We start from the raw sequence: 16,618 nt of genomic DNA, 5'->3' as shown, positions 1-16,618 counted from the left end.
ACAGGTTTGAGGGCTATAAATTCCTTTGAAAAGACTATTTCTTTAAGAGTATTTAAAATTAATCTAAATAAGTTTTGGCTATTTTAAAGATGATTTTATATTTGCGGAACTTTATTTAAATCTAGTCCAAATAAAACATCATGAAAGCATATTTTTTTACATTCATTCTTGCAGGCCTGACTTTAACTTCTTGTTCATCAGATGACGATAATAAAATTATTGATGGAGAAGATACAGTTGTGATACCTGAAAATTATTCCTTTGAAAGAAATGGAAATTCTACCGTAAGTTATGACGGGCAAACAACCAGACTTAAAATGACCTCAGAAATAATGGGCGATTTCACTGATTTTGATAATGCTACAGAGGAATCCCTCTCTAATATGTTTGCCAACGATAATAATCCTTTTTCTTCTGCAGCACTCAATGAGTCCTCCAAAAGTGTTAAATCGAAGGTAGCGGCTTCAAATTTATATTTTTCTGCTAATACTGTAGAAAGCAACGCAATAAAAACTGATTTTGAAGATTTTATTGCAACCCAAATGAATGCAGTTAAAACTAATAAGGATGAGTTGGCCGAACCTGGAATTGCAGGCCAGATTGCCGATGGATCCAGTATTCGCTATGTAAATGCCCAGGGTCTTGAAATGAACCAGGCTTTTGCAAAAGGCCTTATTGGTGCACTTCAGGCAGACCAAATGCTTAATAATTACCTAGCCCAACCAGTTTTGGATGAAGGAGAAAATAGGGCGAACAATGAGGCCGGTATCACCGAAGAAGGAAAGAATTATACCACTATGGAGCACAAATGGGACGAAGCCTACGGGTATCTCTATGGCGATCCATCGGTTCCTGCCGAAGATCCCAATTCCATGCTTAATGAAAGTAACGACAGGTTGCTTTTTAACTACCTGGGTAGGTTAGAGGAAGACGCGGATTTTGCTGGAATTGCTGAAGAAACTTTTGAAGCCTTCAAAATAGGACGTGCCGCTATCGTTGCGGGTGATTATGAACTTCGTGATGAGCAGGTAGCCATAATACGTGAAAATATATCAAAAGTAATTGCAGTTAGAGCAGTTCACTATCTTCAGGGAGGAAAAGCCGCACTCGAAAATGAAAATTATGGTTCAGCTTTTCACGAATTATCAGAAGGTTTTGGGTTCGTTTATAGCTTAAGGTTCACAAATAACCCAGCAACAAATTCTCCATACCTTACAAAATCACAAATTGATGGTTTTATACAGGAATTACTAGAAGGCAATGGATTTTGGGATGTAACACCTGAAACACTAGATTCGATTTCACAAGAGATTGCCACTGCTTTTGGTTTTGCAGTTTCTGAAGCGTAAGCAACATAATAAATCATATGGAGCCTAAAAAGCTCCAGGTTTTTAAAATTTAAGGTTATGAATAAAATTCCTGGTTTTTTGTTAATTTTAATTTTTCTTTTTTCTGCTTGTTCTACCGAAAATGAAGATAAAACGCCTGATAATGAAAAGGAAGAAAATTCTTTTGATCGGGAAGCAATGCTTGTCAATTGGGCCGATAATATAATCCTTCCTGCATTTCAAAACTTTGAATCTTCTACCAGAACTTTGGAAGAGCAAACAACTGCTTTTATTCAGGATCCATCTGTAGCAAAACTTGAAGTAATCAGAAGTGCTTTTAGAACTGCATATCTCGATTTTCAAAGCGTTTCAATGTTCGAGATTGGAAAGGCTGAGCAGCTTAATTATCGCAATTTTCTTAATACCTACCCTGCGAACACCACTAATATTCGGGAAAAAATTGAAACGGGTTCTTATAATTTAGAGCTGCCATCCAGTTATGCAGAGCAGGGTTTTCCCGCTTTGGATTTTTTAATTAATGGTCTTGGTGCCAATGAAGCTGAAATAGTTTCATTTTACACAGAAAATCCTAATGCTTCGGCATATAAATCATATTTGGAAGCAGTTTCGACTCGTATTAATGCGCTTACCGTGGAAGTGAGCGATTCCTGGCATGGCGACTATCGTGATACCTTTGTAAACAATACAAGTTCTTCAAGTACTGGGGCAGTAGATAAATTCACCAATGATTACGTGATGTATTTTGAAAAATTTCTTCGTTCAGGAAAAATAGGATATCCGGCGGGAGCATTCACAGGAGAACCTTCACCACAGAACACAGAAGCTTATTACGCTAATGATTTTTCCAAAGAATTATATTTAAAAGCACTAGAAAGTGTACAAGACTTTTTTAATGGAGTTCACTTTGACGGAAGCTCAGCTGGGAAAAGTTATAAACAATATTTGGATTATCTGGATAGCATAAAAGAGGGAGCCAATTTAGGTGAACTTATAAATTTGCAGTTTGATACTATCAAAGCACAAGCTGATTCACTAGATGCTAGTTTAAAGGAGCAGGTGCGAACCAATAATACACCAATGCTGGAAGCGTTTGATCTTTTACAAATGGCAGTGGTGCTTCTAAAAGTTGATATGATGCAGGCATTATCTATAAGTGTTGACTATGTAGATTCAGACGGAGATTAATAATCCGCCAATGAACAAAATTGGTAAATATCTTAATTCTTATACCGAAACCGCCCCCCTGGCGGTTTTCAGGATTTTCTTCGGACTTATGATGTTTGCCAGTATTGTTCGCTTCTGGTTAAATGGATGGATTGAAAAACTATATATTGCCCCAAAATTCTTTTTCTCATATTATGGATTTGAGTGGGTAAAACCATTTGGTGATTTCACTTACTTACTTTTTATAATTTGTGGGATTTCCTCTATACTGGTAGCTGTAGGCTATAAATATCGGTTTGCTATCATCCTTTTTTTTCTCAGTTTTACTTACATAGAATTGATGGATAAAACCACTTATTTAAATCATTATTACTTTATTAGTGTTCTCAGTTTTTTAATGATTTTTTTGCCTGCAGCCTGCTATTTTTCTATAGATGCAGCTAGAAGCCCTCAAAAAGTATTTCAGAAAATTCCAAGATGGAGTATAGATGCTATAAAACTCTTACTAGCCATTGTATATTTTTATGCCGGACTCGCCAAGATAAATTCGGATTGGTTGCTTAGGGCAATGCCGTTAAAGATTTGGTTGCCCTCAAAATATGATCTTCCTTTTCTGGGAGATTTGCTTCAACAGGAATGGGTGCATTATGTTTTTAGCTGGAGCGGCATGTTTTATGATATTTTAATTCCCTTTTTATTGCTTTGGAAACCAACACGCTTTGGAGCTTTTTTATTGGTTATTGTTTTTCATGTATTAACCCGTGTTTTGTTTCCCATAGGTATGTTTCCCTACATCATGATTGTGAGTGCTCTTATTTTCTTCAGTCCTGAAGTTCATCATAAAATTCTTGGAATGATTGCGAAAATTATAAATATAAAAAAAGATCGTTTTGATAATTCCAGGATACTTTTTTATAAACCCATTAAGAGAAAAGTTATCACTTCGGTAATCACCGGCTTCTTTATAATCCAGCTATTATTTCCCTGGCGTTATTTATTATACCCAGGTGAACTTTTCTGGACAGAGGAAGGTTTTCGTTTTTCATGGAGGGTAATGTTAATGGAAAAGGCCGGTTATGCCCAATTCAAAATAGTGGATGCTAAAACAGGAAATCGTTTTTATGTGGATAATTCAGACTTCCTAACCCCTTTCCAGGAAAAACAAATGGCATTTCAACCCGATTTTATAATTGAATATGCTCATTTTCTAGAAAATCATTTTAGAAAAGATGGGCATAAGAATATCGAAATTTATGTAGAGAATTACGTAGCTCTTAACGGCAGAAAGAGTGCGCCTTATATAGATCCCGATGTTAATTTGCTTAATTTCGCGAACTCGTTTGAACACAAAACATATATATTACCCTTCCAAGATGAGATTAAAGGTCTTTAGCTTACTTTTTTTATTCGGATTTATCGCCCAGGCACAGCAGTATACGCTAAGCGGGAACGTAGTATCTTCGGAAACTGGCGATCCTGTTCGTAATGCAGAAATCTGGAATAAAACTACTGGAAATCTTGTTTTAGCTGATGATAATGGGGAGTTTGAAATTTCATCGCTTGAAGCAGGTAAGTATAAGCTTGCTGTTTTTAGTTATGAATATGAGATCATTGAAAGGGAGATCACAATTAATCAGGATACTACAGTCAATTTCCGTCTGGCACCGCTGGCCGAAAGTCTTAACGAAGTCATGCTTACCACAAGAAGGGAACAGCTTTTTGCCCTTAGGAAACTCCGTAAAGTAGAAGGAACTTCAATTTATGCAGGGAAGAAAAGTGAAGTTGTTGTGATGGATAAAGTTATGGCAAATACCGCTGCTAACAATGCCCGGCAAATCTATAGCCAGGTGGTGGGCCTTAACATCTACGATAATGGAGATGCCGGCTTACAGCTAAATATTGGCGGCCGTGGCCTGGATCCCAACCGCACCCAAAATTTTAATACCCGCCAAAATGGGTATGATATTTCGGCCGATGTGTTGGGTTATCCCGAAAGTTATTACACTCCGCCACCAGAAGCTTTAAAAGAGATACAAGTGGTGCGCGGTGCGGCTTCACTGCAATATGGGACTCAGTTTGGCGGCCTAATCAACTTTAAATTTAAAGAGCCTTCAGAGAAGAAAATAGCGTTTTTAACCAGGCAATCTGTTGGATCCTATAATTTGTTTACCAGTTTTAATAGTTTAAGCGGGACCCTGGGTGATTTTAGCTACTATACTTATTACAATTTCAAAACAGGTGATGGGTTCAGGCCAAATTCTGAATATGGTTCCCATAATGCTTTCGCTCATTTGGGATGGGAAATAAGTGATAACACAAAAATCAGTTTCGAATATACATTTTTAGATTACCTCGCTCAGCAACCCGGCGGACTTACCGATAAGCAGTTTTACGAAAAACCCGATTTTAGCAACCGGGAACGGAATTGGTTTGATGTAAACTGGAACTTATTTGCGGTAAAGCTTCAGCATAAATTTTCAGAAAAAACTGATTTCAGCCTGAATGTTTTTGGATTAGATGCTTCGCGAAAAGCCGTAGGATTTCGTGAAAATAGGGTTTCTCAACCAGATGATCTTACTGCACCTAGGGAATTACTTGTAGATAACTTTTCTAACTGGGGCGCAGAAGCACGATATTTAACCAGGTACAATCTTTTTGGGGAAGAATCAGTGATTCTGCTGGGAAGTAAATATTATAAGAGTGATAATAGCCAGCAGCAAGGTCCGGGAAGTACTACTTCTGAACCCGATTTTGAATTTGCTACAACCACATATCCAAATTATCCAAGGCAATCCTCCTTTGAGTTTCCAAACGAAAATTTAGCCTTCTTTGGAGAAAATATTTTTACGATTACCAATAATTTTTCTGTAACTCCTGGTATTCGGTTCGAGTATATAAATACTGCGGCTAGTGGAACTTATAAAAATATTATCCTGGATTTAGCGGGCAATCCACTGTTAAATGAAACTAAAGAAGATAACCGGGAATTTGAAAGAAGCTTTGTTTTACTAGGAGTAGGAAGCAGTTATAATTTAAATGGAACGAATGAGCTTTATGCAAATTTTTCCCAGAACTACCGCTCGGTCACCTTTAATGATATACGCGTGGTAAATCCTGTATTCCAGGTAGATCCAAACATTAATGATGAGGAAGGTTTTACTTCAGATTTAGGGATACGTGGAAGGTTGGCCAAAATTGTGTCTTATGATGCAAGTGTTTTCGCTCTAAAATATAACGACAGGGTTGGTGAGATCTTAAGGCCCGAGGTTCGGGAAAATGCTTCTGGAGACCTTGCGGAAACCGGGAGAATAATAAGGTTTCGCGGAAATATAGGCGATGCTTTTATCTATGGTTTGGAAACTTTTGGGGAATGGAATATTAAGAACAGCTTTTTTCAGCAGGCTAATAATTTTAGGTTAAGTACGTTTGTTAATGCCGCTTTTACAAAATCTGAGTACACGAAATCTGAAGCTACCAATGTAGAAGGGAATGAAGTTGAATTTATCCCGAAGGTGAATCTAAAGACCGGGATTAATTTTGGTTTTAAAAACTTTTTGGGGGCACTACAGTATACTTATTTATCTAAGCAATATACAGATGCTACCAATGCGCCGCAAGATGTAGACGACAATCAGCGTGGGATAGAAGGTGTGATTCCTTCCTATGGCATTGTAGATCTTTCCACCTCTTATAGTTTTGGGAAATTCAAAATTGAAGCGGGAATTAATAACTTACTGAATAATTCTTATTTCACCAGGAGGGCAACAGGTTATCCCGGTCCTGGGATTATTCCGGCACAGCCGGTAACCTGGTACACTACACTTCAATTTAAACTATAAACGTGTTATAAGGCCGGGTAATTTAGTCGTTAAATAGAACAATCAGGTCAGGCCAATTCGTAAGGGGTTGCTAAAGAGTAGATACTCCAGCTTTGAAATCTGCTATTATGAAATTCTTTATTTACCTTCAATTTAATTAAGTTTTTATTTTAATTTCAATTTATTAAATACACTTATATTGCGCTCCTTAATATATTTAAATTATGGCCTCAGGATTTTTTGCGCTTTTAGATGATATTGCAACTTTAATGGATGATGTAGCGGTGATGGGAAAAGTCGCCGGGAAAAAAACCGCTGGGATACTTGGCGACGATCTCGCCGTTAATGCCGAAAAAGCATCAGGTTTTATGTCTTCCAGAGAATTGCCGGTGCTGTGGGCAATTACCAAAGGCTCTTTTCTTAACAAAATTATTATTTTACCGCTCGCATTTTTGCTTAGTGCATTTTTGCCAGCTGCGGTTACCGTTATCTTAATTATTGGTGGATTATATCTGGCTTATGAAGGAGCCGAAAAGATATATGAATTTTTTTTCCCACATCCTCAAAAGGTTGAAAAACCTAAGCTTGAAAAACTTACCGAAGAGGAAGTTTTGAGCAGGGAAAAAGAAAAGATAAAATCAGCAATTCTTACCGACTTTATTCTATCGGTAGAGATTGTTATTATTGCTTTAGGAAGCGTTGGGAAAGAACCTTTGCTTACGCAAATTCTTGTGGTTTCACTTATCGCCCTTATTGCCACTGTTGGAGTTTATGGGATTGTTGCTTTAATTATAAGAATGGATGAATTTGGTGCTAAGCTTATAGATTTAAACGATAAGGAAGACAGCTTTTCCGATAAAGTAGGCGGGTTACTGGTAACGGCATTGCCTAAAATCATTAAAAGTTTGTCCGTTATAGGGACTATAGCTTTGCTTTTGGTTTCAGGAGGTATATTTGTTCATAATATTTCTTTCTTTCACGGTTTGTTTGAAAATATACCCGGTATTATCGTTGAGTTTTTAACAGGCCTGGTAGTTGGGGCTATTGTTTTGTTGATTATAAAACTCGCCACGAAAATCTGGAAAAAATTCTCTAAATAGTTTAGTGATAAAGCAAAAACTACAAGAAAGGCTAGCCGGTCCACTTTCAGTTTTATGTTACCGAAGATAGGCTCGAGTTTCGTTCAGAACATTTCATAAAAAAAGGGGGATTGACTTTCATTTCAGAATTGCCCCCTTTCTTACCCTATATTATATTTCAAAATTAATTCAGATAAACCCCATTCAGGTTAAATCAAAGTCAAGTAAATACTAAGCTTTTATTACCTGCAAAGTGTATTTTTAATTTAACATTCAATTAAAGATCAGAGGATAAGGCTTAATTTTTAAATAACCTATCCCATAATGTTTGCGTCTAATTTTGCTGATAAATAATAGTGAAATTTTAGGTTATGAATGTAAATGAAAAGAATAATTTGGCACTGAAAACTTTAAAATTTCCGGTTAGTTACGATAGCAGGCAACAAACAATTTGGGATGCCAAAGGAATGATGGTTTGTGATATTCGAGGTTGGGGAAAAATTCAATTTATGAATAAATCTGAAGAACGTCAGGATGCCATTGGCGAATTAATTGCCAATTTGCTCAACAAATACCACCGTAATGAAAATTCCAAAATAGACGAAGAGCTTTTTAGAATGCTGGCTTCTTAAGATTAGAATTCCGCTTTTAAGGAAGAGTTTTACAGGCTTTCATTTCCTCTAAAAACATAAACCCTTACTTTTGTGATTCTCACACAAACAAAAGTAAATTTTATGAAATGTCGATTAATACTTAGCCTTCTTTGCCTGGCTGTTTTTGGAAACCTGCAGGCGCAAAGTCTGGAATCTCCCAATGGTAATCTGGAGATGGATTTTTCCCTTCTTGAAGATGGCACACCGGTTTATAAACTGGATTTTGATAATGAAACCGTAATTGAAACCAGTGAGCTTGGCGTAGAATTAAAGGAGGAAAAACCGCTTACCTCTAATTTTACTATAGGAAATACCGAAAAATCTACTTTTGATGAGACCTGGACGCCGGTTTGGGGGGAAGAAAGTGAAATTAGAAATCATTATAATGAGCTGGCCGTTCATTTAAAACAGGAAAGTACAAATCGAGAGATGATAATCCGGTTTCGTTTATTCAACGACGGACTCGGATTTAGATATGAATTTCCGCAGCAACCCAATCTTGCGCATTTCGTGATTTCAGATGAAAAAACTGAATTTGCCATGAGCGGAGATCATACCGCTTTCTGGATAGCCGGCGATTATGATACCCAGGAATACGATTATACAGAAAGTAAACTTTCAGAAATAAGAGGCTTGATGGAAAAGGCAGTAACCGCCAATGTTTCCCAAAAATCATTTTCTCCAACCGGAGTGCAAACTTCGCTGATGCTTAAAACCGAAGACGGCCTGTATATAAATTTACACGAGGCCGCTTTAATCGATTATCCCGCAATGCACCTTAATCTCGACGATGAAACTATGGTTTTTGAATCCTGGTTAACCCCAGATGTTAATGGCGATAAAGCTTATATGATCGCTCCCGGAGTAACTCCCTGGAGAACGGTGATTGTTAGCGATGATGCAAAAGATATCCTGTCTTCCAGAATCACTTACAACCTGAATGAACCCAGCAAGATAGAAGATACTTCCTGGATTAAACCAATGAAATATATGGGTGTTTGGTGGGAAATGATCACAGGAATGAGTTCCTGGGATTATACCGATGAATTTTCCGCGGTAAAATTAGGCGAAACAAACTATGAAGATGCTAAACCCAACGGAACTCACGGCGCAACTACCGAGAATGTAAAAAGATATATTGATTTTGCTTCCAAACACGGTTTTGACGGTCTATTGGTTGAAGGCTGGAACGTGGGCTGGGAAGACTGGTTTGGCAATTCTAAAGACTATGTCTTCGATTTTGTAACTCCTTATCCCGATTTTGATGTAGATGAAATTAGGGAATACGCCAAGAGTAAAGATATTGAAATGATTATGCATCATGAAACTTCGGCTTCGGTTAGAAATTATGAAAGGCATTTAGATACCGCTTACCAGTTTATGAAATCCAATAATTATAACGCGGTAAAAACCGGATATGTTGGCGATATTCTTCCGCGTGGGGAAAATCATTACAGTCAGTGGATTGTTAATCATTATCAATATGCGCTGGAAAAAGCAGCCGAATATGAGATTATGATCAACGCACACGAAGCCGTTAGACCAACCGGAATCGCGAGAACCTGGCCAAACCTTATCGCAAACGAATCGGCGCGTGGAACGGAATATCAGGCCTTCGGCGGAAATAAACCAAATCACGTTACAGTTTTGCCTTTTACCCGTTTAATTGGCGGGCCGATGGATTATACGCCTGGAATTTTTGAAATGGATATTAGCAAACTGAATCCCGATAATAATTCCCACGTAAACAGTACTCTGGCGAATCAGCTGGCATTGTATGTAACGATGTATTCTCCTCTGCAAATGGCGGCCGATTTACCTAAACATTACGAGCAGTTTATGGATGCATTTCAATTTATTAAGGATGTGGCGATAGATTGGGACAAAAGTGTTTACCTGGAAGCCGAACCCGGGGATTACATCACTATTGCCCGAAAAGAAAAGAATGGAGAAGATTGGTTTGTTGGAAATGTTAACGGTTTAACTCCGAGAGTATCAGAAATTGAATTCGATTTTCTTGATGAGGATAAAACCTATATAGCCACCATTTATTCCGATGCTGCAGATGCACACTATAAAACCAATCCGCAGGCTTATGAAATCAAGAAATATAGGGTGAATAGTAAGTCAGAGCTTTCACAGAAATCTGCTCCAGGTGGAGGCTATGCTATTAGTATAATGGAAGCAGATAAATCTGAAACCAGGGATTTGGAGAAATTGTAATTTTTAAAATGTATAGCGTATAATGTAGGTTGTAAATTGTAAAACTTCAATACTTAAAACCCTCGTCAATTTGGCGGGGTTTTCTTTTTTAAAACGGTTCCGATTTTGAGAGTCTCAATTAGAAACCTTATTGCCTAATAGTTTTAGAAATAATTTATAGTTTTAACCAGTGTTAGTCAAATGCCCGTCAAAAACCTACTTAAAATGGAAAATTATTATTGAATTCTAATAACCTAAACACAAATCTTATGAAATTAGGCGCATTTTCAGTAAGTCTTAGTGTTAAAGACCTAAAGGCTTCAAAGGCATTCTACGAAAAACTGGGATTTCAGGTTTTTGCAGGCGATTTTGAAAAGAATTATTTTATTATGAAGAGTGAAGATTCCTTAATTGGTTTATTTCAGGGAATGTTCGAGAATAACATTCTCACCTTCAATCCCGGCTGGGACGCCAAAGCCAGAAAACTGTAAGAGTTTGATGATGTTAGGGAAATTCAAAAGCAATTAAAAAGGAAGGAGTAAGCTTTGAAAGTGAAGCCGATGAAACACTTCAGGTCCTGCTAGTTTTATAGTTTTAGATCCCGACGGCAATGCGATTTTGGTAGATCAGCACGTTTAATTTTTTGACAAAATCAGGATATACTGCACAATCTTCTTTATGTTTCAATTCCTACTCATTATTGGTTTTAGGCTTGGTGTTTTTTGCTGCTGATTATTCTTAGTTTTTGTAAATTTCAGCTATGAAAAAAATATTCCTCTTTAGTTCTTGCTTGATTTTTAGCTTTAATCTTTTAATAGCTCAGGAAAGTTTTAACGATTGGACGCTGGATAGTCCGCACATTTCCGGAAAAGCTGAGTACCTGGCCTCGCCTTTTGTTACTGCGGGAGACCGGGTTTACGTTGTGGGACACCAAAATGGTAGTTTTCCGGAACTAGGCTGGCATATTGAAGGTGAAATGGGCGGCGTTTGGAATCATCCTATTAAACTTTTAGATGGTTTTTCTGCGGAAATTATTTTTAATGAAAAGAAGATTGAGTTGAATAATGCTTCGGAATTTGTGAATTATCCTTTCGCAGGAAAACATATTTTTCAACTTGAAAATAAAGAAATTGAAGTTACCAGGTGGCAATTTGTTCCAGATGGGGAAGAAGGCCTGGCCGTGCAGTATATAATTCAGAATAATTCCTCAGAAGAGATTAATGCCGATTTTATTTTGACAGCTTCTTCAGATCTTAGACCCACCTGGCTGGGCGATCGAACGGGGATGGTAGACCATAAGGATTTAGCTGAATTTCTTCCGAAAGAGAATGCGTGGTTGGTAAAAGATGAAAACAATCCCTGGTTTACTGTTGTTGGCGCGAACAGGGATTCCGAAGAACAGGTGCAAACTAAAACAAATTATAAGGGAAAAGGAATTTCGGCTTCACAGAGTTACAAACTTACTATCCCGGCAGGACAAGAGGAAGTAATTAATTTCAGCATTGCCGGCTCTTTTGAAAGCAGGGAAGCGGTGCTAAAAACTTACAACGAAATCAGGCAAAACCTCAAAACCCAGGTGGCCGAAAAAAAAGAACGTTATAAAGCTCTGGCCAATAAATCTAAACTCACTATTCCCGATAAAAATATTGAACAGGCTTTTGAATGGCTTAAATATAATAGCGATTGGCTGGTACAAACCGTGCCGGGAATTGGCACCGGGATCACTGCAGGCATCCCAGATTACCCCTGGTGGTTTGGAGTAGATAGTGAATACGCCTTGCAGGGTTATATGATGGTTGGCCAAACCGATGCGGTTTATAGTACGATTAAACTGCTGGATAGTATGAGCAATGTAGTGAATGGTAACGGTAAAATTATTCACGAAATGTCTACCAATGGCGCAGTTTTTAACGATGGAAATATTAACGAAACGCCACAGTTTGCTTCGCTAATTTATGAGATTTTTAAATGGAATGGTGACCTTGAATTTCTAAAAAAATACTTTCCTACTATTAAAAAAGGCTTGGAGTGGTTGCAAACAAAAGATACTGATGGTAATCTTTTTCCCGAAGGTTTTGGGTTGATGGAAATTCACGGGTTGGATAGTGAAATGATAGATGTTGCTGTATATAGCCAGAAAGCATTTGCAGATGCTTCAAAAATGGCAAAAATTCTTGAGGAACAGGAATTGGCCAGAGTGTATGCTGAAATAGCTGCAAACCTCAAAAAGAAAATAAATGAGGAATTCTGGTCTGAAGAATTTAATTCTTACGCCGATTTTATAGGCACAGACAAACAGGCAATTAGGCTGATAGAGGATGCTATCGTGAGGGCTGATACCTTAGAAAAACCCTGGGCGGTAAAAGAATTAAAAGATACCAGGTCGAAAATACTGGCTAATCCTTCAAAAGGCGCAAGGCCTTTTGTGGTGCATCACAATTGGGTGGTGAATACCCCAATGGAAATGCAAATAGCAGAACCAGAAAAAGCCTTAAAAGCTTTGAATACTGCTGAAAAATACCGAAATCCTTTTGGGGTTTTTGTTACCGGAATAGATCGTGATGAAGAGGAAAAAACTGAGGAAGGTTCTTTTAAAGGTGGAGAAGTTTTTACTTATACCGGTGCGGTAATGACCTTACCCACCGCGGTGCAAATTATTGCAGAAAACAATTATGGAAGACCCGAAAAAGCCCTTGAGTACCTGGAGCGAATGACGCGTAGTTTCAGTTTCGCTTTTCCCGGAAGTATGTATGAAGTTTCACCAGATTACGGAATGATTTCCCAGGCCTGGAATATTTATGGTTACGCTGTGCCCATTGTAAATCAGTTCTTTGGAATTCAGCCTGAAGCTATCAACAAGAAAATCGTGATTCAACCTCAAATGCCAAATTCCTGGAACAAAGCTTCTTTGGAAAATGTTAAGATTGGTGAAAATGAAGTTTCAGTTTTATATTCCAGGTCAGAAGCAGCTTTAAATATTGAAATTACTCAGGATAAAAACTGGGACTTGCAACTCGTACTAATTGATATGGCCGACTCAGAATACGAATTGACTTCAAAAAATGCTAAGGTTTCAACTGAAGATGGAAACCTGGTTATTAGCGGGACTTCAGATAAATTAAAAATATCTGTAAAAACAGATTAAGATTTCTTATTTTATATAGGAACCAATTTATCTCATTATGGTACCACTAAAGAATAATCCGATAAAAAGACATAAAGCCATTCAACCCTTAAGTCGAGAGCACCATCAGGGCCTTTTATTATGCTGGAAAATCAGGAAAGGTTTTGAAAAAGGAGTAGAACAACAGCGTATTAAAAAGTATTCAGATTGGTTTTGGGAGAATCATTTAAAGGAACATTTTGCTATTGAAGAAAAATATGTTTTTCCTATCCTGGGCAATAAAAATGATTTTGTTAAACAGGCACTGGTGGAGCACAATCATTTAACGGCACTTTTTGGGCAGAAAACTGAAATATCGTTTGCTCTAGAAGCGATTCAGAAAGATCTGGAAAGTCATATTAGGTTTGAGGAGCGTGTACTTTTCAATAAAATTCAAGAGCAGGCTACAACAGAAGAGCTCCAGTATATTCAGCAGCATCATGAGAAGGAAATTTCCTGCGGGGTTTGGGAAGACGAATTCTGGAATTAAAATCCATATATAAAACCAATGTTTTATGCTGCACGCATAGACCCGCTGCCGGTTATTTCCTGTTTTATTCGGAAAACAGTATTTTTTTCATAGGCAAGAAAATAATAGATCACAAAAAACAGGAAATACATAATCATGGTTTTTTGTCTTAAGATAATACCAAGGTTAGACATGACAAATGTCATCGCAAAGGAGGTGGTGAAAAACAAGATTAGACTTAGTTTTACGTGTCCTGGCGCAGTTTTTAAAAAACCAAAGAAACTCTTTTTAAAAAGTTTTGTAAATAAGAGTAAATAGATGAGATTCTCTATAGAAACGATTATCCCAAGGATTCCCGGTGCATCAAAAAACAAGGGTCTAAACCAAAAAGTGAAGAATTTCTCAACAAGTGAATAGTCTGTCATTGGCACTCCTGAGCTGGCATTTTCTAAATTTTCTGCTCGATTTTCGGTAAAAGAAAGGAAATCGGCAATAAGGTTCTGGGAATTTCCCAGGTGTACTATTTCAAGAATTTGTTTGCTAAAAAGTATTAAAACCCCGGTGATAGCACCAACAAAAATCGCTTTTTGCCTTATACTTATCTGGTTTTTATTGAAGAAAATACAAAAAATTCCTGCACCTGCAAGCAATAAAAACATATGAGGCCTAATTGCAAAAACCAAGAGAGATCCCAGGCTTAGGCTTAAGATTCTACTTTTAGGTTTTCTAAGGGCGTACGCAAATAACATTAAACCCAGAAATATGGGAGCTCCTTTCCCTAAGGAAGCTGTCCAGAAATGCATATTAGGTAGAAAAAGAATTAGGACTAGGAAATCTATTTTTTTGAATACTTTGATTTTAAGGAGAATATTTTCTTTAAAAAATAGGTAAGCGTAGACAAACCCCAGGAAACCAACCCAACTAAAAAGTAGCATCATCATTTCGTAGCTGAAACCTAAAAAATTGATAAATGGATAGGAAACAAAGTCTATAAAAGAGGTGCCGGTTTCTAAAAAGTCGTTCCAGGCTTTACCTTCTCTACTGGGGACCCGATAATATCGCTTAGAATCTGAAGGATTAAAAAGGGCGTAGGTGTAATAAATCCCAGCAAAGATAAGGTGATAATAAAACAATTTGTTCATCAGAGAAGCTGAGAAAAAATCATGTTTTTCCCTGATCTTTTTAAAAATGTATTGATTTACCAGGTACAAAAACGGAATAAACATTACCGCTTGCAATAGGTTGTGAATTAAGTTTATATCTGGGGACATTTTTGAAGACTCTTTCTCCCCTTAAATTCAATTTCCCTACCGAAAACAATAAATTATGATAGCTTTGGGTTTAATGTTAAAAATTAACTGAATCTTTAATGTATAACGGTACTTTGTTTTTCGTTGTGCAATTTTTTTAATTGATAAACTGTTGTTTTCTACAATACTGTTTCCACAAGTCTGTAGAATTAAGTATTCCAATTTTAAAATTTAAAGCCGAAAGTAAAGGTAAGCCGGCCACCATCATCACCATAGTAATACCCCGTATTTGCCGTAAATGCACTAAAACCATTTATCCAAATAGAACCGCCATAATTGTTCCTCCATAACTCGGAATTAGAATCTTCGGCCCAAACCCGGCCGTAATCAAACCCGGCGCTTACCCCAATTTGTAAGGGAATGAAATTAGTTTTAAAACGGCTTATGCCTACTCTAAGATCGGTAGAGTGATAGAAGGATTGTTTTCCGTTAAAGCGCTGCTGACGATAACCTCTTAAATCATCATTTCCACCAAGGATAGCAGCATCATAATATTCGTAGTTGTCGCCAAAGATGGCTTTACCACCCACTTTTGTTGCTAAAACTGCAATTCCACTTTCATGTAACGGATAATCTATGGCCAAAGATGGACTGACATAGGCAAATTCATTATTATGCTCGTCAATATTTCTTTTATACCCGGTGGTGACATTTACTTCAAATCCGCGGGTGGGAAAAGCAGGGTTGTCCCGGTTTTCATAATTGTAATTTACTTCACCACTGGCATAAAGTTGCTGATCAAAAAGGTCGTTTTGTTCAGAAAAAGCTTCGGCAATAAACCTTTCCTGGTCATAAGAAACTTCTTTGGACTGCAGCATTGGTTTTATATAGAAACTTCCTCCGGCATCTCCTCTCCAGATGAGCGAGGGGGCTATTTCCCATTGTTCAATTCGAACCCGGTTGTAATCCCTACCAAAAGTAGGCCTTAAATTCTCTGATTCTATTCCTTTTCCAAAATAATTTATAGCAAAATTAGGACTGGTATAGCGCGTCGAAATTCCAAAGTTCCAATTGTAAAAAATGTGTGCAAACTCACCACTGTAACCAACTTCAAAACCCTGGGTAGCAAAAAAGTAAGAAACATCAAAGATATGTTGTGTATTAAAGGGGTTGTTGGTTAAGCCATAGCTTGTATAGATATCTTTAAGCCCCAAAGAAAGCCCTTCATCGCCACTATAATCTATTTGTGGCATAATTTTATTCTCACTTCTTTTGCGCTTATTAGGGTCATATGTAATTATGTCATAAGAATCTACCAGCCATTTTTTAGAGCTTGGGTTCTTAATGGTGTTTTCCTTAGTTCTATGATCGTATAACTTAACCCGCTTTATTCATGAGTAGTTTAGCCAAAGAATTTTTTCAGATTGAATTATAGTTTTTGTTGAATCAGGAAATTTTTTGGTTTGTTTTT

General features: G+C 37.3%; 11 protein-coding genes and 1 pseudogene. 10 read left to right on the top strand and 2 right to left on the bottom strand.

The genetic code is table 11. The features are described from left to right. The first annotated feature begins 140 nt into the window (after window positions 1-140). The 10 genes and pseudogenes from DET49_RS07995 to DET49_RS07950 all read left to right on the top strand — a co-directional run bounded on the left by DET49_RS07995 (window position 141) and on the right by DET49_RS07950 (window position 13,918). Entirely contained in the window at window positions 141-1,349 is a 1,209-nt protein-coding gene (locus DET49_RS07995) for a DUF4856 domain-containing protein (protein WP_133547577.1), read from the top strand. A 57-nt stretch (window positions 1,350-1,406) separates the two neighbouring features. Then, the gene (locus DET49_RS07990; RefSeq protein ID WP_133547576.1) at window positions 1,407-2,534 is read left to right on the top strand and encodes an imelysin family protein; all 1,128 of its coding nucleotides are present in this window, start codon (window positions 1,407-1,409) and stop codon (window positions 2,532-2,534) included. A gap of 10 nt (window positions 2,535-2,544) precedes the next feature. Then, window positions 2,545-3,906, top strand: a complete 1,362-nt coding sequence (locus DET49_RS07985; RefSeq protein WP_133547575.1) for an HTTM domain-containing protein — start codon at window positions 2,545-2,547, stop codon at window positions 3,904-3,906. Then, on the top strand, window positions 3,887-6,352 hold the full coding sequence (locus DET49_RS07980; protein WP_133547574.1) for a TonB-dependent receptor: 2,466 nt from the start codon (window positions 3,887-3,889) through the stop codon (window positions 6,350-6,352). Before DET49_RS07985 ends, DET49_RS07980 begins: the two co-directional genes overlap by 20 nt. A 203-nt stretch (window positions 6,353-6,555) precedes the next feature. Beyond that, window positions 6,556-7,431 (top strand): DUF808 domain-containing protein, encoded by an 876-nt coding sequence (locus DET49_RS07975; protein ID WP_133547573.1) that lies wholly within the window; start codon window positions 6,556-6,558, stop codon window positions 7,429-7,431. 350 nt (window positions 7,432-7,781) lie between these two features. Further along, entirely contained in the window at window positions 7,782-8,042 is a 261-nt protein-coding gene (locus tag DET49_RS07970) for a hypothetical protein (protein ID WP_133547572.1), read from the top strand. Window positions 8,043-8,144: 102 nt separating this feature from the next. After that, complete coding sequence (locus tag DET49_RS07965) at window positions 8,145-10,286, top strand: glycoside hydrolase family 97 protein (protein WP_133547571.1); 2,142 nt, start codon at window positions 8,145-8,147, stop codon at window positions 10,284-10,286. A gap of 248 nt (window positions 10,287-10,534) precedes the next feature. Beyond that, window positions 10,535-10,904 (top strand): annotated as a pseudogene (locus tag DET49_RS18920) (VOC family protein). Window positions 10,905-11,025: 121 nt separating this feature from the next. After that, the gene (locus DET49_RS07955) at window positions 11,026-13,410 is read left to right on the top strand and encodes a glycogen debranching protein (RefSeq protein WP_133547570.1); all 2,385 of its coding nucleotides are present in this window, start codon (window positions 11,026-11,028) and stop codon (window positions 13,408-13,410) included. A gap of 37 nt (window positions 13,411-13,447) precedes the next feature. Beyond that, complete coding sequence (locus DET49_RS07950; RefSeq protein ID WP_133547569.1) at window positions 13,448-13,918, top strand: hemerythrin domain-containing protein; 471 nt, start codon at window positions 13,448-13,450, stop codon at window positions 13,916-13,918. A 23-nt stretch (window positions 13,919-13,941) separates the two neighbouring features. Here DET49_RS07950 and DET49_RS07945 read toward each other — a convergent pair whose 3' ends face one another. Both DET49_RS07945 and DET49_RS07940 read right to left on the bottom strand, forming a co-directional pair. Next, on the bottom strand, window positions 13,942-15,168 hold the full coding sequence (locus DET49_RS07945) for a hypothetical protein (RefSeq protein ID WP_243729581.1): 1,227 nt from the start codon (window positions 15,166-15,168) through the stop codon (window positions 13,942-13,944). 203 nt (window positions 15,169-15,371) lie between these two features. Next, window positions 15,372-16,400 (bottom strand): BamA/TamA family outer membrane protein, encoded by a 1,029-nt coding sequence (locus DET49_RS07940; protein WP_133547568.1) that lies wholly within the window; start codon window positions 16,398-16,400, stop codon window positions 15,372-15,374. Window positions 16,401-16,618 lie beyond the last annotated feature (218 nt).

The sequence above is a fragment of the Salegentibacter sp. 24 genome (genome assembly GCF_004362395.1).
Taxonomy (GTDB): domain Bacteria; phylum Bacteroidota; class Bacteroidia; order Flavobacteriales; family Flavobacteriaceae; genus Salegentibacter.
The sequence above is the reverse complement of the archived record's forward strand: the minus strand, read 5'-3'. Positions and strand labels throughout refer to the sequence as shown.

Coding starts and splice junctions, on each gene's coding strand:
- DET49_RS07995 (WP_133547577.1), top strand. CDS start 141: ATGAAAGCATATTTTTTTACATTCATTCTTGCAGGCCTGACTTTAACT.
- DET49_RS07990 (WP_133547576.1), top strand. CDS start 1,407: ATGAATAAAATTCCTGGTTTTTTGTTAATTTTAATTTTTCTTTTTTCT.
- DET49_RS07985 (WP_133547575.1), top strand. CDS start 2,545: ATGAACAAAATTGGTAAATATCTTAATTCTTATACCGAAACCGCCCCC.
- DET49_RS07980 (WP_133547574.1), top strand. CDS start 3,887: ATGAGATTAAAGGTCTTTAGCTTACTTTTTTTATTCGGATTTATCGCC.
- DET49_RS07975 (WP_133547573.1), top strand. CDS start 6,556: ATGGCCTCAGGATTTTTTGCGCTTTTAGATGATATTGCAACTTTAATG.
- DET49_RS07970 (WP_133547572.1), top strand. CDS start 7,782: ATGAATGTAAATGAAAAGAATAATTTGGCACTGAAAACTTTAAAATTT.
- DET49_RS07965 (WP_133547571.1), top strand. CDS start 8,145: ATGAAATGTCGATTAATACTTAGCCTTCTTTGCCTGGCTGTTTTTGGA.
- DET49_RS07955 (WP_133547570.1), top strand. CDS start 11,026: ATGAAAAAAATATTCCTCTTTAGTTCTTGCTTGATTTTTAGCTTTAAT.
- DET49_RS07950 (WP_133547569.1), top strand. CDS start 13,448: ATGGTACCACTAAAGAATAATCCGATAAAAAGACATAAAGCCATTCAA.
- DET49_RS07945 (WP_243729581.1), bottom strand. CDS start 15,168: ATGTCCCCAGATATAAACTTAATTCACAACCTATTGCAAGCGGTAATG.
- DET49_RS07940 (WP_133547568.1), bottom strand. CDS start 16,400: ATGCCACAAATAGATTATAGTGGCGATGAAGGGCTTTCTTTGGGGCTT.